At 63.6% G+C, this 25,205-nt stretch carries 18 protein-coding genes; 6 read left to right on the top strand and 12 right to left on the bottom strand.

The window, feature by feature from the left end:
• Positions 1 to 2: 2 nt before the first annotated feature.
• Genes ACX80G_RS03255 through ACX80G_RS03245 form a run of 3 tightly spaced genes read right to left on the bottom strand, consistent with a single transcriptional unit; the run spans position 3 to position 3,025 of the window.
• Positions 3 to 1,103, bottom strand: coding sequence for a DegT/DnrJ/EryC1/StrS family aminotransferase (locus tag ACX80G_RS03255; RefSeq protein ID WP_459305565.1), 1,101 nt, complete (start codon positions 1,101 to 1,103; stop codon positions 3 to 5).
• Positions 1,100 to 1,696 carry an acyltransferase gene (locus ACX80G_RS03250; RefSeq protein ID WP_459305564.1) on the bottom strand — a complete coding sequence of 199 codons (597 nt, stop codon included), beginning with the start codon at positions 1,694 to 1,696 and terminating at the stop codon, positions 1,100 to 1,102. The genes ACX80G_RS03255 and ACX80G_RS03250 overlap by 4 nt, the downstream gene beginning before the upstream one ends.
• Positions 1,697 to 1,735: 39 nt before the next feature.
• Positions 1,736 to 3,025 carry a nucleotide sugar dehydrogenase gene (locus ACX80G_RS03245; RefSeq protein WP_459305563.1) on the bottom strand — a complete coding sequence of 430 codons (1,290 nt, stop codon included), beginning with the start codon at positions 3,023 to 3,025 and terminating at the stop codon, positions 1,736 to 1,738.
• A gap of 190 nt (positions 3,026 to 3,215) precedes the next feature.
• Here ACX80G_RS03245 and ACX80G_RS03240 point away from each other — a divergent pair, with 190 nt between their 5' ends.
• Positions 3,216 to 7,175 (top strand): FtsK/SpoIIIE domain-containing protein, encoded by a 3,960-nt coding sequence (locus ACX80G_RS03240; RefSeq protein ID WP_459305562.1) that lies wholly within the window; start codon positions 3,216 to 3,218, stop codon positions 7,173 to 7,175.
• A gap of 30 nt (positions 7,176 to 7,205) precedes the next feature.
• Here ACX80G_RS03240 and ACX80G_RS03235 read toward each other — a convergent pair whose 3' ends face one another.
• The 3 genes from ACX80G_RS03235 to rfbB are packed head-to-tail and all read right to left on the bottom strand — an operon-like array spanning position 7,206 to position 10,106.
• A complete protein-coding gene (locus tag ACX80G_RS03235) occupies positions 7,206 to 7,661 on the bottom strand; it encodes a hypothetical protein (protein WP_459305561.1) in 456 nt (151 codons plus the stop codon).
• A 55-nt stretch (positions 7,662 to 7,716) separates the two neighbouring features.
• Positions 7,717 to 9,111, bottom strand: coding sequence for a dTDP-4-dehydrorhamnose reductase (gene rfbD / locus ACX80G_RS03230; RefSeq protein WP_459305560.1), 1,395 nt, complete (start codon positions 9,109 to 9,111; stop codon positions 7,717 to 7,719).
• A complete protein-coding gene (gene rfbB, locus ACX80G_RS03225) occupies positions 9,108 to 10,106 on the bottom strand; it encodes a dTDP-glucose 4,6-dehydratase (RefSeq protein ID WP_459305558.1) in 999 nt (332 codons plus the stop codon). The genes rfbD and rfbB overlap by 4 nt, the downstream gene beginning before the upstream one ends.
• Before the next feature lie 79 nt (positions 10,107 to 10,185).
• Between rfbB and rfbA the strand changes: the two genes are divergently transcribed.
• Positions 10,186 to 11,049, top strand: a complete 864-nt coding sequence (rfbA, locus tag ACX80G_RS03220) for a glucose-1-phosphate thymidylyltransferase RfbA (RefSeq protein WP_459305557.1) — start codon at positions 10,186 to 10,188, stop codon at positions 11,047 to 11,049.
• Positions 11,050 to 11,327: 278 nt separating this feature from the next.
• Positions 11,328 to 11,576 carry a WhiB family transcriptional regulator gene (locus ACX80G_RS03215; RefSeq protein WP_019483052.1) on the top strand — a complete coding sequence of 83 codons (249 nt, stop codon included), beginning with the start codon at positions 11,328 to 11,330 and terminating at the stop codon, positions 11,574 to 11,576.
• Between the two features lie 87 nt (positions 11,577 to 11,663).
• Here the strand turns inward: ACX80G_RS03215 and ACX80G_RS03210 are convergent, their stop codons facing one another.
• From ACX80G_RS03210 to ACX80G_RS03195, 4 genes are read right to left on the bottom strand one after another with little or no spacing between them, the layout of a single operon-like run.
• A complete protein-coding gene (locus ACX80G_RS03210; RefSeq protein ID WP_459305555.1) occupies positions 11,664 to 13,139 on the bottom strand; it encodes a sensor histidine kinase in 1,476 nt (491 codons plus the stop codon).
• Between the two features lie 12 nt (positions 13,140 to 13,151).
• Positions 13,152 to 17,996, bottom strand: a complete 4,845-nt coding sequence (locus tag ACX80G_RS03205; protein WP_459305553.1) for an NAD-glutamate dehydrogenase — start codon at positions 17,994 to 17,996, stop codon at positions 13,152 to 13,154.
• Between the two features lie 22 nt (positions 17,997 to 18,018).
• Positions 18,019 to 19,395 carry a CpaE/TadZ family protein gene (locus ACX80G_RS03200; protein ID WP_459305552.1) on the bottom strand — a complete coding sequence of 459 codons (1,377 nt, stop codon included), beginning with the start codon at positions 19,393 to 19,395 and terminating at the stop codon, positions 18,019 to 18,021.
• Positions 19,392 to 20,051 carry a CpaB family protein gene (locus ACX80G_RS03195; protein ID WP_459305551.1) on the bottom strand — a complete coding sequence of 220 codons (660 nt, stop codon included), beginning with the start codon at positions 20,049 to 20,051 and terminating at the stop codon, positions 19,392 to 19,394. The genes ACX80G_RS03200 and ACX80G_RS03195 overlap by 4 nt, the downstream gene beginning before the upstream one ends.
• Positions 20,052 to 20,279: 228 nt before the next feature.
• Here ACX80G_RS03195 and ACX80G_RS03190 point away from each other — a divergent pair, with 228 nt between their 5' ends.
• A complete protein-coding gene (locus ACX80G_RS03190) occupies positions 20,280 to 20,519 on the top strand; it encodes a helix-turn-helix domain-containing protein (RefSeq protein WP_459305550.1) in 240 nt (79 codons plus the stop codon).
• Positions 20,520 to 20,524: 5 nt separating this feature from the next.
• Here the strand turns inward: ACX80G_RS03190 and ACX80G_RS03185 are convergent, their stop codons facing one another.
• A complete protein-coding gene (locus ACX80G_RS03185; RefSeq protein WP_459305549.1) occupies positions 20,525 to 21,076 on the bottom strand; it encodes a hypothetical protein in 552 nt (183 codons plus the stop codon).
• A 152-nt stretch (positions 21,077 to 21,228) separates the two neighbouring features.
• Between ACX80G_RS03185 and ACX80G_RS03180 the strand changes: the two genes are divergently transcribed.
• Both ACX80G_RS03180 and ACX80G_RS03175 read left to right on the top strand, forming a co-directional pair.
• On the top strand, positions 21,229 to 21,960 hold the full coding sequence (locus ACX80G_RS03180; RefSeq protein ID WP_459305547.1) for a LysM peptidoglycan-binding domain-containing protein: 732 nt from the start codon (positions 21,229 to 21,231) through the stop codon (positions 21,958 to 21,960).
• Positions 21,961 to 21,976: 16 nt separating this feature from the next.
• Positions 21,977 to 22,414, top strand: a complete 438-nt coding sequence (locus ACX80G_RS03175) for an Rv3235 family protein (protein ID WP_459305546.1) — start codon at positions 21,977 to 21,979, stop codon at positions 22,412 to 22,414.
• 3 nt (positions 22,415 to 22,417) lie between these two features.
• On the opposite strand, the gene secA is transcribed toward ACX80G_RS03175, so the two are convergent.
• Positions 22,418 to 25,159 carry a preprotein translocase subunit SecA gene (secA, locus tag ACX80G_RS03170; protein WP_459305545.1) on the bottom strand — a complete coding sequence of 914 codons (2,742 nt, stop codon included), beginning with the start codon at positions 25,157 to 25,159 and terminating at the stop codon, positions 22,418 to 22,420.
• Positions 25,160 to 25,205 lie beyond the last annotated feature (46 nt).

Here is a 25,205-nt window from a genome sequence, read left to right as displayed (position 1 = left end):
GCTCAGGCCCCCGCCGTGGTCAACGCGTTGACCGCTGCGACAATCCGCTCAAGATCTTCCTGGTCCAGCGACGGGTGCACTGGCAGGGACAACACCTCCTGGGCAGCGATTTCCGTATTGGGAAGATCCTCTTCGCGCATGAAGGAGGGCAACCGATGGTTTGGGATCGGGTAATACACTCCCGATCCGATCTGGTAGTCCTCCTTCAACGCCGCGGCGAGCTTGTCCCGGGCAGCGGCGCCGCCGTCGACCCGCACCGTGTACTGGTGGTAGACGTGCTCGGCACCAGGAGCCACCACCGGGGTGGCGACCCCGGTGAGGTTGGCGTCCAGGAACGCCGCGTTGGCCTTGCGCTGAGCGGTCCAGCCGATCACCTTGGTCAACTGGACCCGCCCAATGGCAGCGTGCAGGTTGGTCATCCGGGCGTTGAAACCCACCAGCTCGTTCTCGTACTGTCGTTCCATCCCCTGATTCCGCAGCAGCCGAAGGTTACGTTCTATGGTTCCGTCGCCGGTCGACACCATGCCACCCTCACCGGAGGTCATGTTTTTCGTCGGATACAGCGAGAACATCGCGAAGTCCCCGAACGTGCCCACCTTGCGACCATCCAGGCCCGCACCGTGGGCTTGCGCGGCGTCTTCGAACAACCCAATCGAGTGCTTATCTGCCAACGCACGGAACGCAATAATGTTCGCCGGGTGCCCGTAAAGGTGCACCGGCATGATGCCCTTGGTCCGCTCGGTGATCAGCGACTCCACATGGGCGATGTCCAGGCAGTAATGGTCCAGTTCAATGTCAGCGAAGACCGGTGTCGCACCCGTCAGGGCGACCGAGTTCGCTGTCGCGGCGAACGTGAACGAAGGCACGATCACCTCATCCCCCGGACCCACCCCCGCGGCGAGCAACCCCAAGTGCAGCCCGGACGTCCCCGAGTTCACTGCCACCGCTGCCCGACCATCGAGAAGTACGGCGGAAAACTCAGTTTCGAAGGACGCCACCTCGGCGCCCTGCGCCAGCATCCCCGAGAGCAGCACCGCATCAACTGCTGCCCGCTCGTCGTCCCCTACAATCGGCTTTGCCGCCGGAATAAACCCTCTACTCATGCCTCTACCCCTACTGGTTTCAGTGTTGAACCCGCTTCGACATACTTTTCCCCGGTGGCCGGGCACACCCAGGAATCTGCTTCCTGACGCAACGGGTGGCCAGCCTTACCGACCCAGCCGACCCGTTTCGCCGGGACCCCCACCATCAGGGCATACGCCGGGACATCCTTGGTCACGACGGCACCGGCCGCTACCGTAGCCCACTCGCCGATGGTCACCGGGGCCACACAGACCGCGCGGGCACCGATTGACGCGCCGTCGCCGATGGTGACGCCGACCGGCGTCCAGTCATGGGCGCTCTTGAGCTCACCGTCCGGCGACACCGACCGCGGGTACGTGTCATTGGTCAGCACCACCGCCGGGCCGATGAAAACCCCCCGACCCAACGACGCCGGCTCGTAGACCAGCGCGTAATTCTGAATCTTCGAATTCGCGCCGATCCGGACACCCGTGCCGATGTACGCACCCCGGCCCACAATGCAGTTCTCGCCGAGGACCGCGTCCTCGCGCACCTGCGCCAGGTGCCAGACCTTGGTCCCCTCACCCAGGGTGGCCCGCGCTGAGACGTCAGCACCATCCGCTATGAAAGTCATTGAGTCCTTCTTCCGTCGTGAAGCGCAGTTGCCAATAGGTTAGGCCCTACCGATGACCCGGTACAGGACACCGTCCCAGTGTTCGGCCGAGCTGACCCGACGCCCATCAATGAAGGCCTTCACCCCGGGAAGGTCCGCCGGACCCAACGCAGCGTACGACTGGTGGTTGGCCTGCACCACCGCAGCATCAATCGGCTCTCCCAGGTGGTATGCCTCGAAGCCCAGGCGCTCCAGTTCGTCGTCCGTGTACATCGGGTCATGGACTAGCGCGGTAGCCCCGCGGGCCTTCAACGCATCAACAGTGGCGAACACGCCGGAAAACGCCGTCTCTTTCACCTCACCGCGGTACGCGGCGCCGAGCACCACCACCCGTGCACCCTCGAGGTCGCCATACGCGCCCTCCAGGAGGCCGATCGTGTAATCCGGCATGCCGGCGTTCGCCTCACGCGCGGCACGGACCACAGTCGCGTCAGGGTCATTCCACAGGTACAACCGCGGGTATACCGGAATGCAGTGACCGCCCACAGCGATACCCGGCTGGTGGATGTGGCTGTACGGCTGCGAGTTCGACGCGTCGATCACCTGATAAATGTCGATCCCGGTCGTCGCCGCGAACCGGGCAAACTGATTGGCCAACCCAATGTTCACGTCGCGGTACGTCGTTTCAGCCAACTTGGACAGCTCCGACGCCTCAGCGGAACCCAAATCCCAGACGCCGTTCCCCCGGACCAGATCGGGACGGTCATCGAAGTCAAGGACGGCCTCGTAGAATTCGACAGCCCTAGCAGCCCCTGCCGGGGACAGCCCGCCCACCAGCTTCGGGTACTTCCTCAAGTCCTCGAAGACACGACCGGTCAGTACCCGCTCTGGGGAGAACACCAAATGGAAATCCCTGCCTTCGACCAGGCCGGAACCCGCCTCAAGCATCGGCTTCCACCGCGTCCGGGTCGTGCCAACGGGAAGCGTCGTCTCAAACGACACCAGCGTGCCGGGCGTCAGGTGCTTCGCCAGCTCAGTCGTCGCGGCATCCATCCAGCCGAAATCAGGCTTCGCGTCCTCGTCGACGAACAGCGGGACCACCAGCACCACAGCGTCGGCACCGGGCACCGCGTCTGCGTAATCGGTGGTGGCCCGCAACTTCCCCGACGGAATCAGTTCCGAAAGTTTCTCCTGCAGATGAGCTTCACCAGGGAACGGCTCAACCGCCTGGTTCACCAACTCAACCACCTGCGCGTTGACATCCACGCCGACCACCTCGTGACCCTTGGACGCGAACTGCACGGCGAGCGGAAGCCCGATTTTCCCCAAGGCAATAACAGCAATCTTCACGAAACAGTGACCTTCTCTAGTAACAGGTAGTGAACATGTCCAGCCGGACCCAGTAGTCAAGCCTATAGGCACTCGGGGAAAAACGCCTGATCTGGGATTGTCCACATTCCCGTTCCCGAAGCAACCCGCAGACCAGCCTGCGGATAGCCTCGGTCGCACAGATAGTAAACCGTCGCCGAAGGATCACCACATGCTGCTTCATCTGACCCTGGTCTGGGCCCCGGGCCTCCCGGTGGGACCTGGACGGCCCGCAGTTGAGCTGGTTGTTGATACCTCCCTCGTCAGTTCACCTCTGGAACTGATAGACACCCTGCAGAGTGACTACGGCCCCGGACAGTACACCGTAGCCGGCGGCCCCCTGGACTCGCTCACCTTCGGCGTGGCGCCGCTGGTGAACGGCTCGGTGATCGTCGCGGGCGGGACCCGGCCCGCAGGGCACCAACGGGCCGCGAGTCGTTTTCTCGGTCTCACCTTCGTTGTCTGCTCAGGACCGGACGCGGGGCAGTTGACGGCACTGCGACGCGGCACGTATTCGCTCGGCCGGTCGGGCACCGACATTGTGCTCGATGATCCCGAGGTCTCCAAGATTCATGCCTTTCTCACAGTTGAAACGAATAGTGTCACCCTTCTCGACAACACCTCAGCCAACGGAACCTGGGTCGACGGCTCGCGGATTAACGCCGCCCGGATCTCTTTCCTGTCCTCCATCCAGGTTGGCGGAAGCCGTTGCCGTGTTGCCTTATTGGAGCAGCCATCGCCTGCCGGCCCGGTTCTGCACCTGACTGATCCCCTCGAGGTGGCGCGGCCAACTCCCCCGCTGGCCACCCCGCCGATGCTGGCTGCGGCACTGTTTCCGCTGGCCCTCGGCATCGGGCTTGCCCTCACCACCGGGACGTGGGGCTATCTGGGGTTCAGCCTGCTGTCAGCGGGGGTCGGCCTGGCACCCCTGGTTACCAGGCGGCGTGCCCGCCGCGATTTCACCGCTGCGGTTGCCCATGCCTCGGAGGAGGACCGCCGCCGGAGGGTGCGCGCGGTTCACGACGCCGGGTCACGGGCGCTGGCCGCCTTCGCGCCGCTAATCGTCGACCCCATCGACCGTTCTGAGGAGGTGGGTGCGCCCAGCTATCTGCGGCTGGGAGAGGGAGCCCAACCCGCCCATCTTGTCCTCAAACCACCGGATCCCACCTGGACCCGCCCGCTCCTGAACGCCGTTCCGGTAATCATCGAGATCGGTACCCGCAGCACTCGATTCCAGCCACCCGAGGTCTGCGTGTCAGGGTCGGGAGCCCAGGTGCTCGGTCTTGCCCGGTCGTTGCTCCTGCAACTCAGCGAGGCTCCGGGTGGCGCAGTCTGTGTAGGGTCGCCCGGCGAGGTGCCTGCCGAGGCCCGTTTCCTGCCGGGCGTCATCCTGGCCGGGACGGTGGCTGCGCTGGGAGGACCTTCCCGCGCAGCCGGCCCGGTAGCAATACTGCTCTTCGGGTCCTTTGCTGAAGTCACTCTGCCGCTGACAGGGTCGACGGGCGTCTTCCGGTTCGGGTGCCGTCCCGCAGGTGAGCTCCCGCCGGACCCAGGAGAGGTCCGGCTGGGCGTCGATCTCCGCCGTGGCCGGGCCGAGCTCCGGGGTGCCGGACAGCAGCTCAGCTTCCGACCGGACCTCGTGAGCACCCGATCGTTCAGTCGGATTGCCCGCGCTCTGGGTGGTCGATCTGTTCCTTCGGCGGGCGTGGGTGACTCCGGGAACGATACTGGCTCCCCTGTCCTGGTCGGTCGTGTCAGTCTGACCCAGCTGGTGCCGTCAACGCCCGAGCTCGTGATGCGGGCCTGGGCCCGCCCGGATCCGGGCCTCCGCGCACCAATCGGTCGGGGTCTGAACGGCCCGCTGCTATTCGACCTGGTCTCCGAGGGCCCCCACCTGGTCATCGCCGGCACCACGGGTTCGGGTAAGTCGGAGCTCCTCCGGACCCTCATCCTGTCCATTGCCCTCCACCACGGTCCCACCGAAGTAAATTTCCTCCTCATTGATTTCAAAGGCGGATCCGCACTGCGGCCCCTCACCGACCTGCCGCATTCAGTGGGTCTGCTGACTGACCTCTCCTCTGCAGCTGTTACCCGGGCCCTCGTATCGCTTCTTGCTGAAGTACGACGGCGGGAGCGCCTCTTCGCCGCGCATCTGGTCAGCGATATTGTCGAGTGGCGGGCCGCCCAGACGCAGGTACTACCTCGTCTCGTGGTGGTCATCGACGAGTTCCGGATGTTGGTAGATGACGTTCCCGATGCTGCGCGGGATTTGATCCGTATCGCGACGCTGGGACGCTCGCTCGGCATCCATCTCGTCATGGCGACCCAGCGTCCGCAGGGAGCACTCGGCCCCGACATCCGGGCCAATGTGACGGCCAGCATTGCTTTGCGGGTTGGGTCCGCCCTCGAGTCGCACGACATCATCGGATCGGCAGCAGCTGCTGCCATCCCCGTTGATGCGCCCGGTCGTGCCTTTCTGAGGTTGGGCACCGGGCCTCCCACCGCGTTTCAGGTGGGATCACCCTACCCCGAGAAGAAGGATGTCGGGATGGATGCGGGCGTCGTCGACCTGGCAGCGCACCTGAGCAGACAGGCGCCGTCCGCCGGTCGCGTGGCCGGCCACAGCAACCCGATGGACGGGACCTGGATGGTTGAACAGTTGGCTGCTGTCGCAGCCCATGCTGCGGCCAGGGAACTCACCGAGCCTCTGCACTACCCGGTCCTTCCACCGCTCCCCGAGACACTACCTCCACCCGAGAGCGCTGTCTGCCCTCCGGGGACGGTCCGACTGGGGCTCCTTGACCTCCCCGAGGAGCAGTCCCAGCGCCCGCTTCTGTGGTGTCCCCAGGAACATTCGCACCTTGCCTTGATCGGTCACCCGGCCGGTGGCACTCCCGACGCCCTGGTGTACCTGGTCGATCAGCTGGTGCGGCGGCTGCCTGACCAGCACCTTTATCTGCTCGACGGCGACGGCAGCCTCAGCTGGGCGGCCGCTGCGCCGCAGGTGGGCGCCTACGTCGGGGCACATGAGCTCAAACGGGCGGCCCGGGTGCTTGCGCGCCTGAACGAGCACATTGCCGTCCGACTCTCCGACGGCCAGGACCACGGTAACCGGTCTCGTGCGGGCCCAGCGGTGACAGTTGTCATTTCTGGGTGGGGGCGCTGGGTGGGCTCGCTTCGAACCAGCCGTTGGGCGTGGGCGGAGGGGCTAGCGCATGATCTTGCTCGTGATGGCGCTCCAGCCGGAACCACGCTACTGATCTCGGGTGCACGTGAGTTGACCACGGGGCAAGTGTTTCCCCTCCTGCCGAACCGCTTGTACTTTCCCCTGGGTGCGGGCCACGAGCTGCTCCTGACGTGGCCCAGGCTGCCGCCGCTTGAGGCGCTCCCGGGGCGCTGCCTGGCTCACGGCCCGATCGGCAGGGCGGCGGGCGCCGTCGGACAGGTGGCGCTGGGACGCGACGAGGCTTCGGGCCCCAGCCCCGTCAGCGTGATGCGGCCAGCGCGGTCCCCGTTCAGGGTTTTACCTCTCCCTGCTGTGGTTTCCGGCTCCGACGTCGCCGGTGCTGCTACGCGCGGCCCACCGTTGCGGGTGCCAATCGGTGTTGGTGGAGACGAGCTGGGCGTTGTGTTTCTGGAGCTGTCCATGCGCTCGGTTTTCCTGGTGATTGGCGGCCCGGGTTCAGGCCGCACCACCCTGATCGGGCGAATTGCGGCGGCTGCCCCGATCGGCATGGTCTGTTTACGCCCGGGTCCGGGGGCCAACCCTGACGCCTACTGGAAGGATCTAGGGGGCGCGGGTTCCGTTGGCGTGCCACCAGCCGACTCCGTGCTGCTGGTGGACGACGCCGACCAGCTCTCCGTGGAAGCCCAGCGCTATCTCAACGAATTGTTCGCGGCGGGTCACCGCCTCGTCCTTACCGCACTGGCTAGCCCGTCGATCCAGACGAAGGTCCCATTGGCGGCTCATGCCCGGTCGGCCCGGACGGGAATGGTCCTCGCCCCACACCAGCCAACCGACGGCGAGTTTTTCGGCGTTCGACTGGACTGCGACGCCCTGCCCCACCCTGGCCGCGGGTTCCTGATTCATGCTGGCGAGCCGCTTGAGCTGCAGGTTGCGGTTGGGGTCTAGCCCGGTCCAGTCCAGGGGCTCGGTGCCCGGCTATAGCACTGACGCACTGTCAGCGGTGCGTGAGGTGTGGGCAAGGACCGGCTTCGTAAAGAGGAGCAGCACCGCTGCCGCAGCGGGCAGCAGTAAGGCTAGACCCACCCCGATGATGCCAGCCGCCAACGTGGGCACAGCGATCACTATCATGAACAGTTGGAACACCAGGACCGCCGAACGGGTCCAGCGGTACCCAGCGAGGAGCTTGTACCCGACGGCAAGCAGCCAGAACGCCAACACCACCAGGAAGGCCATGGTGAAAATGGCCCCACCCAGCGAAGTGGGGGTGCTGTTCAGCAGGCCGAAGAGATACCATCCTGCTGCGGCGAGCAGGCCGAGAGCGTCGAGCAGCAGAATTGCCGCGATGACCACGGCCCCTACCGGCCGGTGACCGCCGGTCACCGGCTCCGGTGCCGGGCGGCTCGTGGTGGGGGTCACTGGCTCAGCGCCCATTCGGTCTGGTTTGGTTCGTCGAGCCGGGCCTGCTGCATCACACCATCCGTTCCGCTTAGTCGCTTGCCTGGACCAGGTACTGCGCGAGAGCGTCCTTCCAGTCTCTCGCCCGAAACCCGGATGACTCCAGTTTAGTCAGATCGAGCACGCTGTTGTCCGGCCGGGGGGCGGCCGTCCGACCCCTGAAGTAGTCAGCGGCTGACACGTCAACGATCAAGCCTGGATCCTTCCCCTCCCGTTCGTAAACGGCGCGGGCGAGGTCCGCCCAGGTGGTGGGAGTTCCTGAGTTAGTCACGTTGTAGGTTCCGAATGACGCTCTGGATTCGAGGAGATGGAGGATCGCCGCTGCCAGGTCGTCGGCAAGAGTGAGGCGCCCTGTTTGATCCTTGACTACGGTAGCGGAAATGTCCCGGGCGGCCAGGGACGCCATGGTCGCGACGAAGTTCTTCCCCTCACCAATCACCCAGCTGGTGCGAATGAGGTAGAAACGACCAGCAGCAGTTTGCACCGCCAGGTCGCCAGCCGCTTTGGACTGGCCGTACACGCCAAGCGGGCTGAGCTGTGCACCCTCTGCATAGGGAGCCTCTGCGCCGTCGAAAACGTAGTCGGTGGAGACATGCACCAAGGTGATCCGATGCGCTGCCGCGATCTCCGCCAACCGCGCTGGCCCGGCGGCGTTGACGGCCCAGGCCTGTCGACGACCGGCTGTGGTCTCCGCGCGGTCAACATCTGTGTACGCGGCAGCGTTAATGATGACCGAGCAGCGGCTCCAGTCCCTGCGGTACGAAGCGTCGTCGGTCAGGTCAAAGGTCTGGCGGGTAGCAAATTCGGCGTCGGGCAGGGCAGTTCGGAGGGCGCGACCAAGTTGACCGTCGGCGCCCAGCACCAGAACGGTGGGCGGCGGCATGGGTGCAACTCTCCCGAGTCCGGGGTGGTCTCGATCCTTTGCTGACACCTCGGCCTCTTCAAGGGGAATCGGCCAGGCAATGTTCAGCGTCTCGTCGGCCAGGTTCACCAGCACATACTGGTCCGTGGCATGGGGGCTCCAATGATCGTTCACCAGATAGCTGTAGACGGTCCCGGGGTCGAGTGTCTGGAACGCATTGCCCACGCCACGCGGTACGAAGACCGCCTGCCCCACATCGAGTTCGGCGGAGAATACCGCACCAAATCCCGCACCCTCCCGGAGGTCGACCCACGCCCCGAACACCCTTCCGGACGCCACGGTGATGTATTTGTCCCACGGTTCGGCGTGGATCCCGCGGGTGGTGCCAACCGCCGAGTTGAAGGAAATATTGTGCTGCACCGGACCGAAATCGGGCAGGCCAATCCTGACCATCTTCTCCCGCTGCCAGTTCTCCTTGAACCAGCCGCGGGCGTCCCCATGCACGGGCAACGAAACGAGTAGGAGACCTGGAATGGGCGTGCTGTCGATCCGCGGATCGCTCATTGGCCTGCGGCCCCGTAAAGAGCCTCCACTGCCTCTTTCCCCGGTGTCCACCACGCCGCATGATCCCTGTACCACTCGACCGTGTCAGCGAGACCCGCCTCAAGATCGACGAACCGGGGAGTCCAGCCCAGCTCGGATCGAATCCTTGATGAATCAATCGCGTACCGACGATCGTGTCCCACCCGATCGCGGACCAGGTCGAAAGCCGTCTCCGGCTGGCCCAGCAGCGTAAGCAGAATCCGCATGATGTCGATATTGCTTCGCTCACCGTCGGCCCCAACGAGATAGGTCTCGCCGATTTCCCCGCGCTCGATGACTGCGAGCACCGCTGACGAATGGTCTTCAGTGTGGATCCAGTCCCGGATGTTCTGCCCATCCCCGTACAACCGGGGGCGCCGCCCGGTCAGGACATTGGTGATCTGTCGTGGGATGAACTTCTCGATGTGTTGGTACGGGCCGTAGTTGTTTGAACAATTACTGATCGTGGCACGCACCCCAAAGGATCTCACCCAGGCCCGCACCAGCAGGTCCGACGCCGCTTTGGTCGACGAGTAGGGGCTGGACGGATTGTAGGCGGTTGTCTCGGTGAACCGGCTGGGGTCATCCAGTTCCAGGTCGCCATACACCTCGTCGGTCGAGACATGATGGAAGCGGGTTCCATGTTTCCGGACTGCTTCCAGCAGCGTGTAGGTGCCAACGATGTTGCTCTGCAGAAAAGGACCCGGGTCTCTTAGTGAGTTGTCATTGTGAGTCTCTGCAGCAAAATGCACTACCAGGTCGTGGTCCCCAACGAACCGATCGACCAGTGAAGCATCGACAATATCCCCCCTGACGATCGACACTCGCTGTGGGTCAAGTCCCTCCAGCGCTGAATGACTGCCCGCGTAGGTCAGCTTGTCAAGAACGGTGACCGAGTCATCGGTCTCCGACAGGAGGTGGCGGACAAAGTTGGACCCTATAAAACCGGCGCCCCCGGTCACCAATGATCTGCGCATAGGGATAATGTATCCGCAAGCCGCGCCGATATCCTAGGAATCGGCGCCAACCCGATCCCGCTGCGGTTACCATACGGTGATGAAGGGAATCATTCTGGCAGGCGGCACAGGATCACGGCTTCACCCCATCACGCTGGGGGTCAGCAAGCAACTGGTCCCCGTCTACGACAAGCCGATGATTTACTACCCACTCTCGACGCTGATCCTCGCCGGAATCCACGACATCCTCGTGGTGACCACCCCCCACGATGCCGAACATTTCAAGAACCTACTCGGCGACGGCTCAAGGTTCGGCATCTCTCTGACCTACGTCCAGCAACCCCGGCCCGACGGACTGGCGCAGGCGTTCATCCTTGGCGCGGATCATGTTGGGTCGGAATCAGTGGCGCTGGTGCTCGGCGACAATATTTTTTACGGTCCGGGCATGGGTACCCAACTCAAGCGGTTCAAAGACATCGACGGCGGCGCGGTCTTCGGCTATTGGGTCGCAAACCCTTCGGCGTATGGCGTCATCGAGTTCGACGACGATCGGCGTGCCGTGTCACTCGAGGAAAAACCCCTACACCCCAAGAGCAACTACGCGGTTCCCGGCCTGTACTTCTACGACAACTCGGTGCTGGACATTGCTGCGTCGCTTCGTCCGTCCGCCCGGGGGGAACTCGAGATCACCGATGTGAACATGGAGTACCTCTCGCGCGGCAAATTGCACGTCGAGATTCTGCCCCGGGGGACCGCCTGGCTGGATACGGGGACCTTCGATTCCCTGACCGACGCATCGGATTTCATCCGTACCGTGCAAAAGCGCCAAGGGTTGTCCATCGGCTGCCCTGAGGAAATTGCCTGGCGGCAAGGATTCCTCTCCGATGAGCAACTGAAGGATTGCGCCGTACCCTACCTGAAGAGCGGCTACGGGCAGTATCTGCTCGGCCTGCTCGAATCCTGACCGAAGGGATCAACCGTCGTCGGTCTTGACACATTGCAGGGCACCCGACATCGTCACAAATAACAGCCGTGCAGCACAAATGACGCTCCAGAAGCTCAACCCTGTGACGCATAACTCACCGCATCGCACAATCTACAGCTTGTTACCTCTTGTTTGCACGCATTTAACGTGACAGCCTTGAGGAAGAAGACATCGGGGGCCGTACGGGCCCCTTTACTATGTGGCCGTTCGTGAATGTTTTCACAATCGCGGCGGGCCGAAGGAGAAAGTGATCATACATGGATTGGCGTAGCCGCGCTGCATGCCTGGACAAAGACCCGGAGCTGTTTTTCCCGGTCGGGAATACCGGGCCTGCCCTTCTTCAGATCGAGGAAGCCAAAAGCGTCTGCCGTCGCTGCCAGGTGGTTGACACCTGCCTTCAGTGGGCAATCGAATCAGGCCAGGACGCCGGGGTGTGGGGCGGTTTGAGCGAAGATGAACGCCGTGCTCTCAAGCGCCGCGCCGCACGCGCACGGCGTGCTTCCTAGCTGAGCCCCCAGGCACCGGGCCCCTCCGGCATCGCCCGGCTCACAGACTAATCCAGCGGATCGCTGCCCCCGGGTGGCGATCCGCTGCTATGAGCGGTTGTCGTGCAGTCCCAACTCGATGGTGACCGCCGTGCCGCCGCCATCGCGGGGAGCCCACTCGATGGTTCCATCCAACTCGCTGGTCACCAGGGTCCTGACGATCTGGAGTCCCAGGCCCTCCTTGTGGTTTCCGGCGGGCAGCCCCACGCCGTCGTCGGCCACAGTCACGTTGAGGATCTCATCGCCGTCGTCACCCATTCGCCGATTGGCGAGGAGCCACACGGTCCCGGTTCGCTCCGACAACCCATGCTCGACGGCGTTGGTCACCAGCTCATTGATGACCAGGGCCAGCGGTGTAGCGAAGTCGCTGGGCAGTTCGCCGAAGGACCCTGCGCGTTCGGTGCGCACCACGTGCGTCGGCGACGCCACTTCTGCCGACAGGCGGAACTGCCGGGCAATGAGCTCGTCAAAATCGACGCTCTGCGACAGGCCCTGCGACAGGGTTTCATGCACGAGAGCTATCGTGCCGACCCGGCGCATAGCCTGCTCCAGGCCCTGCTTGGCTTCGTCGCTCACCATGCGGCGCGACTGCATCCGCAGCAGCGCAGCAACAGTCTGCAGGTTGTTCTTCACCCGATGATGGATCTCGCGGATGGTGGCGTCCTTGGACACCAGCTCCATTTCCCTGCGCCGAAGTTCAGAGACGTCACGACACAGCACCAGCGCCCCGAATCGATCCTTTTCATCGCGCAGCGGGATGGCACGCAGGGAAAGACTGACACCCCGGGATTCGATTTCCGTCCGCCAGGGCATCCTGCCGGTGACCACCAGTGGGAGCGTCTCGTCGACCATCCGCCGATCAGTGAGCAACGAGGTAACCACCTCAGCGAGGGATCTCCCCTCCAGCGTTTCAACGTCGCCAAGCCGCCTGAACGCCGACACGCCGTTGGGGCTCGCATACTGGATCACGCCTTCAACATCCAGCCGGATCAATCCATCGCCAACCCGGGGCGCCCCGCGGCGGGAACCCGTCGGGGTAGCGAAATCCGGCCACAGCCCCAGCGTACCCATTCGAAGAAGGTCATGCGCGCACTGGCGATAGGTCAGCTCCAGCCGGGAGGGCATCCGCGAGCTGGACAGATCCATGTGGGACGTGACCACGGCGAGGGTCCGGCCGTTGCGCACCATCGGAACGGCTTCCACCCGCATGGCCATTTCGGTGGTCCAGTTCGTGTCCCCCGAGCGCTCCATCTGCTGGCTACCCCACGCCTTGTCGACGAGCGGAAGCAGGTCGGCTCTGATCTGCTCCCCCACAAAGTCGGTATGGAAAACAGTGTGGGAGGTGGACGGCCGGGCGTGGGCCAAGGCCACATAGCCGCCGTCGTCAAGAGGAAACCACAGCGCCAGGTCGGCGAACGCCAGGTCGGCGACCATCTGCCAGTCCCCTACCAGAAGATGCAGCCACTCCGCGTCGCCCGGCCTGAAATGGGCATACTCCCGGATCGGATCGGTGAAAATTGCCACGTGCTTCCCGCCCTACCGTCGCACAATAGACCGGAGGAGCCGGAGTGCTACCGACAGGGATGCCATGTCGTCGCGTTCCAGGCGGTTGACCTCGATGAACATGTGCCGGGCGCGCTCAAGCATTTCTGCGTTTTGCTGCTCCCAGGCGTGCAGCCGGTCCCCCGCCTCGGCACCCACCATGGTGGACGAGGCCTTCATCACCGACACCGTCATATCGGCGATAGTCGAGTACAGGTCATCACGCAACGCAGCCCGGGCAAGCGCCTGCCACCTGTCCCTGCGCGGGAGGGTGGTGATCCGTTCCAACAGGTTGTCCACTGCGAACCGGTCGTAGACGGCGTAGTAGACCACGGCGATGCGCTCGACAGGTTCGTTGATCTGCTGGGTGATCAACGCGATGTCCAGCAGCCCGAACGACTCAAACTGTTCAGCCCAGTGGCGCGCGATATCGTCGGGCAGACCCCACTCCTCGGCACGGGCAAACCATTGCTGGACACGTTCCCTGTCACTGCCGCGGACGTAGTCCACCAGGTGGGTGCGCAGGGGATCCATCAACGGTTTGAACGTCGCGACGTCCTCAGCCACTGAGGTTCCCTGGCCAACATTGTTGACGAACCAGCGGACTGCCCGGTCCAGGAGCCGGCGCATATCTAGGTGGACCGCTGACCACCGATCGGTGGGGAAACTCGCGGGGAGCTCGCCCAGCGCCGCCACCAGTTCGTCGAGGTCGTAGATTTCCCGTAACGCGACAAACGCCCGGGCAATCACCGGCCCCGTAACCGATGTTTCCTCCATGACCCGGAAGGCGAAGGTGATGCCGCCCATGTTGATCATGTCGTTGGCGATCACCGTCGAGATGATTTCCCGACGCAGCGGGTGGGTGTCGAGCTGGCTGTCGAAGCGTTCGGCCAGTTGCCGCGGGAAATACTCCCTGAGGGTCTTGCCAAACCACGGGTCGTCGGTCAGGTCACTGCTGGTCAGGGCCTTCGTCAGTTCGATCTTGACGTAGGCCGCCAAGACTGACAGTTCAGGCGAGGTAAGTCCCTGGCCGGATTCGACCCGGGCCCGCAGCTCCTCTGTGGTGGGCAGCGCTTCGAGCTCCCGGTTCAGGTCGGCATTGGTCTCGAGCCAGTCCATCAGCCGTTCAAAACTGGGACTCCATTCGAGCACACGGCGACGATCGTTCAGGAGCAGGACGTTCTGGTCGACGTTGTCCTTCAGGACCAGCCGGCCCACCTCGTCAGTCATCGAGTGCAGGAACCCGGCACGTTCCCCGGCGGGCAGCGCCCCGGTTGTGACCATCCGGTCAACGAAGATCTTGATGTTTACCTCGTGGTCGGAACAGTCGACGCCAGCCGAATTGTCGATCGCATCGGTATTGAGGATGACACCGCCAAGGGCTGCCTCGATCCGGCCCAGCTGGGTCATCCCGAGGTTTCCGCCTTCGCCGACCACCTTGGCGCGCAGTTGGTTACCGTTGACCCGGATGGCGTCGTTAGCCTTGTCCCCCACCTCCGCATGGGTCTCCGAAGACGCCTTGACGTAGGTGCCGATGCCACCGTTGTAGAGCAGATCCACCGGCGCGGAAAGGATGGCGCGGAGCAGTTCGGGTGGGCTCAGGGTGGTGACACCCTCGGCGAGGCCAAGGGCCATGCGAACCTGCACTGAGATCGGGACGGTCTTCGCCTGCCGCGGGTAGATTCCGCCGCCCGCACTGATCAGGGAGGCGTCGTAGTCTTCCCAGCTCGATCGTGGCAGGTCGAACAACCGGCGCCGCTCGGCGTAGGACGCCCCCGCCTCGGGGGTCGGATCGAGGAAGATATGCCGGTGGTCGAACGCCGCGACGAGACGAATGTGTTCGGACAACAGCATCCCGTTACCGAAGACGTCGCCGCTCATATCGCCGACGCCCACCACAGTGAAGTCCTCGGACTGCGTGTCGACGCCGAACTCGCTGAAGTGCCGCTTCACCGATTCCCAGGCGCCGCGGGCGGTGATGCCCATCGCCTTGTGGTCGTAGCCCACCGAGCCTCCGGAGGCGAACGCATCCCCCAACCAGAATCCATATTCGGCTGAGAGTTCGTTCGCAATGTCCGAGAACGCTGCCGTGCCCTTGTCGGCGGCCACCACCAGGTAGCTATCATCACCATCGTGACGCACCACCCGGGGCGGCGGAACGACCGTTTCGCCGTCGTCGCCGGTCACCAGATTGTCGGTGATGTCGAGCAGCGCCCTGATAAAGGTGCGATAACTCGCCTGCCCCTCGGCCAACCAGGCAGCACGGTCCACCACGGGATTGGGCAGTTGTTTGGCGAAGAAGCCGCCCTTCGCACCCGTCGGAACGATGACAGCGTTCTTGACCGTCTGCGCCTTGACGAGACCGAGCACTTCGGTTCGGAAATCTTCCCGACGGTCCGACCAGCGGAGCCCTCCACGGGCAACCTTGCCGAACCGCAAGTGGACACCCTCGACCTGCGGTGAGTACACCCAGATTTCGTACTTGGGACGCGGGTGGGGGGCTCCGTCGATGGCTGACGTGTCGAACTTGAAACTCACATGACGCTTGTCCTGGAAGTAGTTGGTCCTGAGCGTCGCGCCGATCAGGTTACCGAAGGTGCGCAGCACCCGATCGGCGTCGAGAGTCGGGACTTCTTCCAGCCCGGCCTCCACTGCTTGCCGTGCACCGTCGGTGCGGGAGACGCGGTCCTCGTCGCCTAGGTCCGGGTCAAACCGTGCCTCGAAAAGCATTACCAGGGCGCGGGCGACCGCGGCGTTAGCCAGCAGCGTGTCGGCGACGAACCCGTAGGAGTTGGTGTTGCCCATCTGCCGCATGTACTTGGCGTAGCTGCGCAGAATCACTACCTGGCGCCACCGCAGGTTCTCACGGAGCACCAACCGGTCGAAGGGATCAGATTCTGAGGACCCGGCCACCGCGGCGGCGAACGATTCCTCCAACAGGCGTCCGGTGCTCACCGGGTCAATACCGGCCGGGTATTTGAGGCCCAGGTCGTAGAGGAAAAACTCCTTGCCATCGGACCGCTCGATCTCGAAGGGTCGTTCGTCAAGCACCTCCAGCCCAAGGTTGTGCAGGAAAGGGAGGATCTGGCTAAGACTTTTGGGCTCGGTCAGGTAGAGCTTCAGTCGGGCGTCCTCTTCCAGGTGCTCGCCAGCACCCTCCGGCACGTAGACGTGCATGACCGGAGCCGTCGGGGAATTCTTTTCGCAGCGCTCAAACCGTTCAATATCCTTGAGCGCATCCTCGACCTCGAAGTCGACCCGGTAGCTGGCGGGAAACGCTTCAGCCCATAGGCCGGATACGGCTTCGGCAGTCTGCCGATCGAATCGGCTGCGCACCACCTCATCGATACCTTCGGACCACGATCGGGCAGCACCGACGAGACGCTGTTCAAGCTCGGCAGGTTCCACCTGGGCCACCTCCACGCCCCGGGGCAGCCGGATGCGGAAGAACAGTCGCGCGAGAGCCGACTCGCTGATTCTCGCCTCGTAGTCGATCGACTCGGCTTTGAAGGTCTGCCTGAGTTCCTGCTCAATCCGAAGCCGCACCCCGGTGGTGTAGCGGTCGCGGGGAAGAAAGACGAGTGCTGACATGAAGCGGCCGTAAATGTCTGGTCGCAGGAACAGCCGCGTCCGGCGTCGCTCCTGGAGCCGCAGGATGCCCATGGCCGTGGTAATCAGGTCCTGGACCTCGATCTGGAACAGTTCGTCGCGGGGGTAGGTCTCAAGGATGGACAGCAGGTCCTTACCCGAATGCGAGTCGGAGGGGAATCCGCACTGCAGCAGGACGGCGTTGACCTTGTCGCGCACAATGGGGACTCCCCGCACCGAGCCCGTGTAGGCACTCGTCGCAAACAACCCGATGAACCGCCGCTCCCCGTTGACGTCTCCTTGCGCGTCGAAACGTTTCACGCCAATGTAGTCGAGGTAAGCCGCACGATGAACCGTCGATCTGGAGTTTGCCTTGGTGATGACGAGGGCACGCTTCTCGCGGGCCTTGGCCTTCCCTGCACTGGTCAGCTGCTGGACCTGGCGACCGCCCACTGGGTGCCGCAACAGGCCAAGGCCGTTTCCGTCAGCAATTCTGAGCACATCCTGGCCGTCGTCGTCGGTCACCAGGTCGTATTCCTTGAACCCGAGGAAGGTGAAATTGCCTGCGTCAAGCCAGGTCAGCAACTCGCGCGCCTGGTCAAGATCCGGGATCTCGGCACTGCCCGGAACCGTGTCGAGGGACGCCGCGATTTCCCTGACCTTGCTGCGCATGGCCGGCCAATCCTCCACGGCGGCGCGGACGTCGCTGAGAATGCTGCTCAGTCCCGCGATGATCTCCTGGCGCCGGGTGTCGTCGAGGATCCGTCCAACCTCGACGGCGATCCAGGACTCGATGTGGGTTGCCACGTCCCCGTCGGCGATGAGATGGGAGATGTTGGGGAGGGCCGCCGTGTCGCCACTTGACACCCCTGCTGTGGACGGTACCCGCCGCAGTTTGTGAAGCGCAGCGCTCTCCCGGTCGCGGGTGGCGATAAAGGTGGGGTGCATGACGAGGCGGATCGCCACCTGATGGCGCACGAGTTCGGCAGTCACCGAGTCCACCAGGAAGGGCATGTCATCGGTGACGATCATGATGACACTGGCGTCGGACTGATCGAAGATGTCGACTGCTGCCTCGCCGGACGGGCGGTTTTCGGCGAGCCCGCGATGCCTCAAAGCACGCTCTTCGAGCGCTTCAGCGGTATGTGCCTTGGCGTCCTCTTCAGCGAGATGTTCATAATAGTGACTGATGAACTCACCGGTTGAAGTGTCGGAACTTGACTGGTCCGTCGTGCTGGATCCAGACGACATGAAAACGCCTCCATAAACGAAATTAAAGGCCGCTCCCTTGCGGCCCTTTACCCATGAGCCTAACGCCGTTGCGGGAAAACTTCACTTCGTTGTGGACTGCTCCAACGCGGCCGCGCCGCGATTGTTCAATCGGTACACCGGCCAGTGCCGCGATGGCGGTGCGTAGTGGTGAACGGGGCGCTGTTTCCAGTAGCACTGATCCTCCGAGCAGCGCCGAATCAGCGGCGGTGAAGTCCGCGGGCAGGAAAGCCTCGACTGGCTGGGACGGACCAAACCGGTCCCACGCTTCACGGAGCTGCCGCTCGGGTCCGCGCCCGACCGCCGCCGCCCGTACCTTGTTCAGGACCACCCGTGGTGTGGCTGCTGGAAGGGCTGCCTCAAGGTCGGCGAGCGCTCGGATCAGACGGGGCATTCCGACGGCGTCGGCGGCCCCTACAGCGAAAACCGTGTCTGCCGCGTCAAGACAATACAGGGTTGCAGCGTTCCGGCGCGGGGCTACCGTGTCAAAGCTCAGCTCCTCATCGGCTTCAAGGCAAAATCCACAATCAACGATTGTCACGTCGACGAGTTGGCGGGACAGCTCAAGGACTCGGGTCAGGGCCGCGGGCCGCAGTTCGGTCCACCGGTCGGCTCGGGTCACCCCGGTCAGGACGCCCAGGCGGGAGCCCCTCACTGCGACCCGGGTGATACTGCGGTGGAGCCCAGCTAGGTCGAGGGAACCCTGGTCGGCTAGCCGACAGGCATGAGCCAGTCCGGCCGACTCATCAAGGAGGCCCAGGAACGCCGCGACGCTGGCGCCGTAGGTGTCGGCGTCGATGAGCAGCACCGACCGACCATTGGCTGCAAGTTCAGCGGCGAGATTCACTGCCACGGTGGTCCGCCCCGGCGAGCCAGTCGGCCCCCAGACCGCGGTAATCTCCCCGGCCCCGGGGGACAGCGGACCTGCGTCGCCGGGTTCGGCCGGGTCCACCAATCCAGCGTCGAGCGCCACTGCGGGGTCGGCATATCCGGCCCCTCCCACGGCGGGGTTCAGTGAGAGACGTCGCCGCTCCGCGGCCAACTCCACGGCTGCTTCGACAATTGACGCGAGGGTAGCCGCATCGACGTCGACTACTGTGTAGCGAACGCCGAGCGCGTCGAGACGCTGCCGGTTCTCGTCGTCGTTCACCAGGGCCACCACTGCGACGTCGGCGGTCCTGAACCGTTCGATCAGGGCGGCCGTGAGTTCCCCGGCATCCGCTGAGACGATGGCGGCGCGGGCGAGTCCCGTTTGGCATACCGCAATCACCTCGGCGAGGTCGGCGCACCAGCGAACCACAGTGACAGGCCCCCTCAGCCTTTCCAGCCTCGTGATGCAGTCGCGGGCCGCTTGCCCGCCGGTCACCACGGGAAGGCTCACGCGGAGCCGCCGGGGTTGAGGACAATGGCAATCCTCGCCTCGTTCAGCAGCGCATCCAGGAGTTCGGGTAACCGTTCGTCGCCGACCAGAACGTGGACCAAGGTTGACCCGCTGCCCCCGCCCAACGCCGATTCGGACATCCTGAGTTCGGATATCTCGGCCGCTTCGAGTAGCTGAGTGGGAGGCTCGAAAGTACCATCCTCGCCCTCAAGGGAAACCCAGACATCGACCCGCGAACCGGTGGTGGTGCCGGTGGGCAGGGGGTCGTCCACGGCAAGACCGATCGGTTTGCGGTTCAGCGCATCGGCAGCGCCAAGCGAGGCCCGGGGCACCAGTTCACCCGCCCGCAGCAGATTGATAGCCACCAGATTCTCCGGAATACCTTCAGCGACACGCAGATAGGCCGGTTGGAGGTCGCCGAGCCGGACAGCGACGATGGTGAGGTTTTCGGGTGTAACCCCGCTCCCGATGGGGATCTCTGCCCGGGCCGCATAGACGTCAGTGGTTTGGTCGGCGTTCCCGACGAGCGCCGTCACCGCCGCGATCGATGCAAAGACGAGCAACAACCCCACCAGAAGCCGTGGGTCCTTCCACGAGGGCTTACTGAGCCGCACCGGTGGCTCGTCTTCCCCCGGGGTGGCAGCCAATGAACTCATGCGGCCTCCTACAGACTCCACGGCCGCCCAACCGTCACGAGCCGTGAATAGTTTTGATGTGGCTCTGCAATTCTCGTTCACCACAGCGCCAAATGACATCCCTGCCAACCAAATGGCCCCTAACCTGTGGATAATTCGGATAAACCCCATCGGATAATGGCAAGATTGGAAGGGATGATCCGGTAGACGAACAGGTTCTGCGGACAGTGGAACGGAAGGCGGAAGAACGTGGCCGATAAACGGTTCCTGACCCTCGCAGATGTCGGCGAGGTACTGAACATTTCGTCGTCGCAGACGTACGCTCTGGTCCGGTCCGGTGAATTGCCGGCGATCCAGATTGGGGGCCGCGGACAGTGGCGGGTGGAGTCGCAGGTCCTCGAGGAGTTCATTGCCCGAGCCTACGAGAAGTCGGCTGCCGCGGTCCGGGATGGGTCCTTCGGCGCAGCACGGGAGACCAGCAGTCCCTAGGATGTTCAGGACCGGGAGAGCACCGCCTCCACACCGGCAAAAGGAATCAGCACCACTCCGGCAACGTTGCGGGGCCGTCGCTGTTCTCCCAACGGCACCGATGCGACCTCGAGGAAGTCTTTTCCGACCCGGTCAACCGTGCCGTCAATCCGGGCGCCGTTGTCAGCCAGTTGGATAGTGAGCAGGGTCCGGTTCCTGCCGAACACACGAAAGACCGACCCCAGCCCGAGCCTGGTCGTCACCACCGAATGGTCGGCGGCCGCCCGGCGCCCCACGCCCTCAATGGCTCTCAGAGCGTCAAGCGGGATGAGAGCCGCACCTAGCCCGATTTCCAGCACCAGCCACTCCGATCCCATCTGGCGCAGACTTCCGGTAAAGGTTGCTCCACTTCGCACCCGGACCCGGAGCGCGGCTCCCTCTTGTCCCCTCAGCCGGTCCAGCAGAGTCACTGCCGCAAGCTCCAGCCGTGATTGCTCGGCGATCCGACTCTCCGCAGCCAGCAGGTCTGCCGCGGCAAACTGCGCCTCGAGGTCTTCGAACAAAGCATCCCATCGCACCGCGCCAGCCTAAACGCGTGCCGACTACCGGTCAAGCTATAGACATCAAAGAGACCCCTGGTGTATAAAGAAACTCTAAAGAGCTTAAAATGCATCAAATGGTCTATATCGCGTCAAACTGAACCTTCGACAATCTGCCCATTGGAGAGGCTATGAACGGCTTACACGCAACATCGTTGGCAGTGTTGATAGGCCTGCTCGGAATCCTGCTCCTCGTATCCGGCCAGTTGATCCTGGCCAGCGCTGGCCCACTCACCGGCTATCAGCGGATGGAGGGACTGCTTGGTTTGGCAGCCTCGGCGGCAGGCATCGCTGTAGTCGGCTGGTGGTCGATTGCCTTGGCGCTAGCCTTCATTAGCGAAGTGCTCGATCGGATGGGCCAGCAACGGGCCGCCCGGTGGATGGGAATCCTCACCCCCGCATTCATGAAACGGCTAGCCGCGGCAGTCGTGGGGCTCCAACTCGTCGGCGGGGTCCCGGCAGCGACGGCCCACGGAATGTCCGGCCACCCGGCCATCGCCGTGTCTCAGCCGGCCCCCGATGACGCCACGGGCGCTTCGGAAGCAAAACCGGATCAGGACCCAACAGCGGTTAGCCCTCAGTGGAAACCTGTCCCGGGTCCTGTTGACGGCAGACCGCTACTCGGCCCCGAAAGCCGGCCCGCCGCCAGCCCTCCCACTGATACAAGTCCAGCGCTGGTGGTGGTGACCCCGGGCGATTCGCTGTGGACTATCGCGGCTCAACACCTTGGGCCGTTTGCCACCGACGTCGAGATCGCTGCGGCGTGGCCTCACTGGCACCGCGAAAACCGCCAGACTATCGGCGACGACCCCCACCTGCTGCTTCCCGGCCAGGTGCTGCGGGTACCTCCCTCTATCCGGTGACGCCGCGAGGATCATCATGACCATCCAAATCCAGCTCCCCCGCCCGACCCCTGTCGCGGACGGCCCAGCTGGGAATCGGCCCACTGAGCAAGCGGCTACTACTGCCCAGGTGCAACGGATTGTCCGCGCGGTGGTGCAAGCGTCGCTGGAGGTGCTCGGAGGATCCCGTCCTCTACAGCAAATGGCTGACTGGTTGGACCCTCCCAGTTATGAACGGCTCCACCTTCGCGCCAACCTCACCCGCAGTCTGAACCGCGGGACGTCGACCAGCAGCCACCCCGACCGTCTGTTGCATCGCAACGTTTCAGTACTCTCAGTCCGGACCTGCCGCGTGAGCGCACAAGTGTACGAGGCTTCTGCGGTGACCTGTGAAAACCATAGAGCCCGCGCCGTCGCTCTCAAATTGGAGCATCGGCGCGGGCACTGGAAGGTCACCGCATTGGAAATTGGCTAGAAACTACTTCTTCTTGCGTTTGGCGGCGGCCCGGGCTTCTGCCCGGCTGCTTCCGTTCGCCTCGGCCGTCCTGGCTGCGGCGGAGCTGCGCTCCACCCGCGTCTCGACCTCGCCCTGGGCATTGGGAGACGAGAAGTTCAGGGTGGCTGGCTTCTCCGGAGCGTCTAGTCCTGCCGCCTTGATGGTGGGGCGCTGCACTAACCCGCGCCCATCGACCACCCCTGGAAGTCCGGTAGGCGCCGGGGCCGCCACCTCAACCTCAAGGTTGAACAGGAAACCCACGCTCTCTTCCCTGATCGCCTCCATCATCGCCTGAAAGAGGATAAATCCTTCGCGCTGGTATTCGACCAGCGGGTCTCGCTGGGCCATGGCCCGAAGCCCGATGCCTTCCTTGAGATAGTCCATCTCGTACAGGTGTTCCTGCCACTTGCGGCCAATGACCGAGAGGACGACCCGGCGCTCGAGCTCCCGCATGGTCTGCTCACCGAGGGTCTTCTCGCGGGTCTGATAGGCGAGCTTTGCATCGGAAAGAATCTCGGAGTGCAGGAATTCCCTGGTGACCTTCGATGGACCCCCGGCTTCCTCAAGGACCTCCTCGACGGTCAGGCTAATCGGATACAGCGTCCGGAGGTTGGTCCACAGCTGCTCGTAGTCCCAGTCGTCGCCATGCCCTTGCGCGGTGGCTTCATCAACCATCGCTGTCACCACATCTTCGAGGAAGAAGCTGACCTTTTCATGCAGATCGCCGCCCTCAAGGATGCGGCGTCGATCGCCGTAGATCGCCTCGCGCTGGCGGTTCAGGACGTCGTCGTACTTCAGAACATTTTTGCGCTGCTCCGCGTTCCGGCCCTCTACCTGGCCCTGGGCGCTCTCGATCGCCTTGGACACGAGCTTCGATTCCAGTGCGACGTCGTCGGGCATGGTCGACGAGTTCATGATCCGTTCCGCTGCTCCCGAGTTGAAGAGCCGCATCAAATCGTCGGTCAGGGACAGATAGAAACGTGATCGGCCGGGGTCGCCCTGCCGTCCGGAACGGCCGCGGAGCTGATTATCAATCCGGCGCGACTCGTGCCGTTCGGTCCCGAGGACGTACAGTCCCCCGAGTTCCCTGACCTCGTTGTGCTCGGATTCCACCGAACTCCGGGCGGCGCTCAGGGCATCGGGCCACTGACTCTCGTACTCGTCGGGGTTGTCAGCCGGGCTCAGGCCCCGCTTCTCCAACTCAACGATGGCATTGAACTCGGCGTTGCCACCAAGCATGATGTCGGTGCCGCGACCCGCCATGTTGGTGGCAACCGTGACGGCACCCTTGCGCCCGGCCTGGGCAACGATGGCCGCCTCACGCGAGTGATTCTTGGCGTTAAGTACCTCGTGGCGGATACCAGCCTTGGCCAGTTGCTTAGAGAGATACTCGCTTTTCTCCACGCTGGTGGTACCCACCAGAACCGGCTGGCCGGTTTCGTGACGGTCAACGATGTCCTTCACGACGGCGTCAAACTTGGCAATCTCGTTCTTGTAGATCAGGTCGGACAGGTCGGCACGCACCATGGGCCGGTTCGTGGGGATCGGAACCACGCCGAGCTTGTACGTGGCCATGAACTCTGCGGCCTCGGTCTCGGCGGTACCTGTCATACCCGAGAGCGTGTCGTAGAGCCTGAAGTAGTTCTGCAGGGTGACAGTGGCGAGGGTCTGGTTCTCGGCTTTGATCTCGACCGCTTCTTTTGCCTCGATGGCCTGGTGCATGCCTTCGTTGTAGCGGCGACCGGCCAGGATGCGACCCGTGTGTTCATCGACAATCATGACCTCACCGTTGAGGACCACATAGTCCTTGTCCTTCTTGAACAGTTCCTTGGCCTTGATCGCGTTGTTCAGGAATCCGATCAGCGGGGTGTTGGCTGATTCGTAAAGGTTCTGGATGCCGAGGTAGTCTTCGACCTTCTCGATGCCGTCCTCGAGCACTCCGACCGTGCGCTTCTTCTCGTCGACCTCATAGTCGACGTCGACGGTGAGCTTCTTGACCACCCTGGAAAACTCGGTGTACCACCGGTTGACGTCCCCGGAGGCCTGTCCGGAAATGATCAGCGGGGTGCGCGCCTCATCGATGAGGATGGAGTCCACCTCATCGACAATCGCGAAGTTGTGGCCGCGCTGCACCAATTCGGCGGCGCTCCACGCCATGTTGTCGCGCAGGTAGTCGAACCCGAACTCGTTGTTCGTGCCGTAGGTGACATCGGCGTTGTACTGCTCTCGCCGGACCGCGGGGTCCTGCTTGGAGAGGATGCAACCACAGGTCATTCCCAGAAACCGGAAAACCCGTCCCATCAGTTCGGATTGATACTCGGCCAGGTAATCATTGGTGGTGACGATGTGGACGCCCTTGCCGGACAGGGCATTGAGGAACGCTGGGGCAACGGCTACCAGGGTCTTGCCCTCGCCGGTCTTCATTTCGGCGATGTTGCCGAGGTGCAGGGCAGCGCCACCCATCAGCTGCACGTCGAACTGCCTCAGCTTCAGGGTGCGGCTTGACGCCTCCCTGACGGCGGCGAACGCCTCAGGCAGCAGATCATCAAGAGTCTCCCCGTCAGCGAAACGCTGCTTCAGCTTGTCGGCCTCGCCCCGGAGGTCGTCGTCGCTCATCTCGCGAAACTCGTCTTCGAGGACGTTGATGGCGTCAGCGTAGTTTCGGAGTTTCTTGAGTGTCTTCTTATCGCCGGTGCGGAGGACTCGTTCAAGAAGTGATGGCACTGGTATTTGCTCCCAATCTAAGGTGCGCCGAAATCTGGCGTGTTCA

It is taken from the genome of Arthrobacter glycogeni, from assembly GCF_054510815.1.
This window is presented reverse-complemented; position numbering and strand designations above follow the sequence as displayed.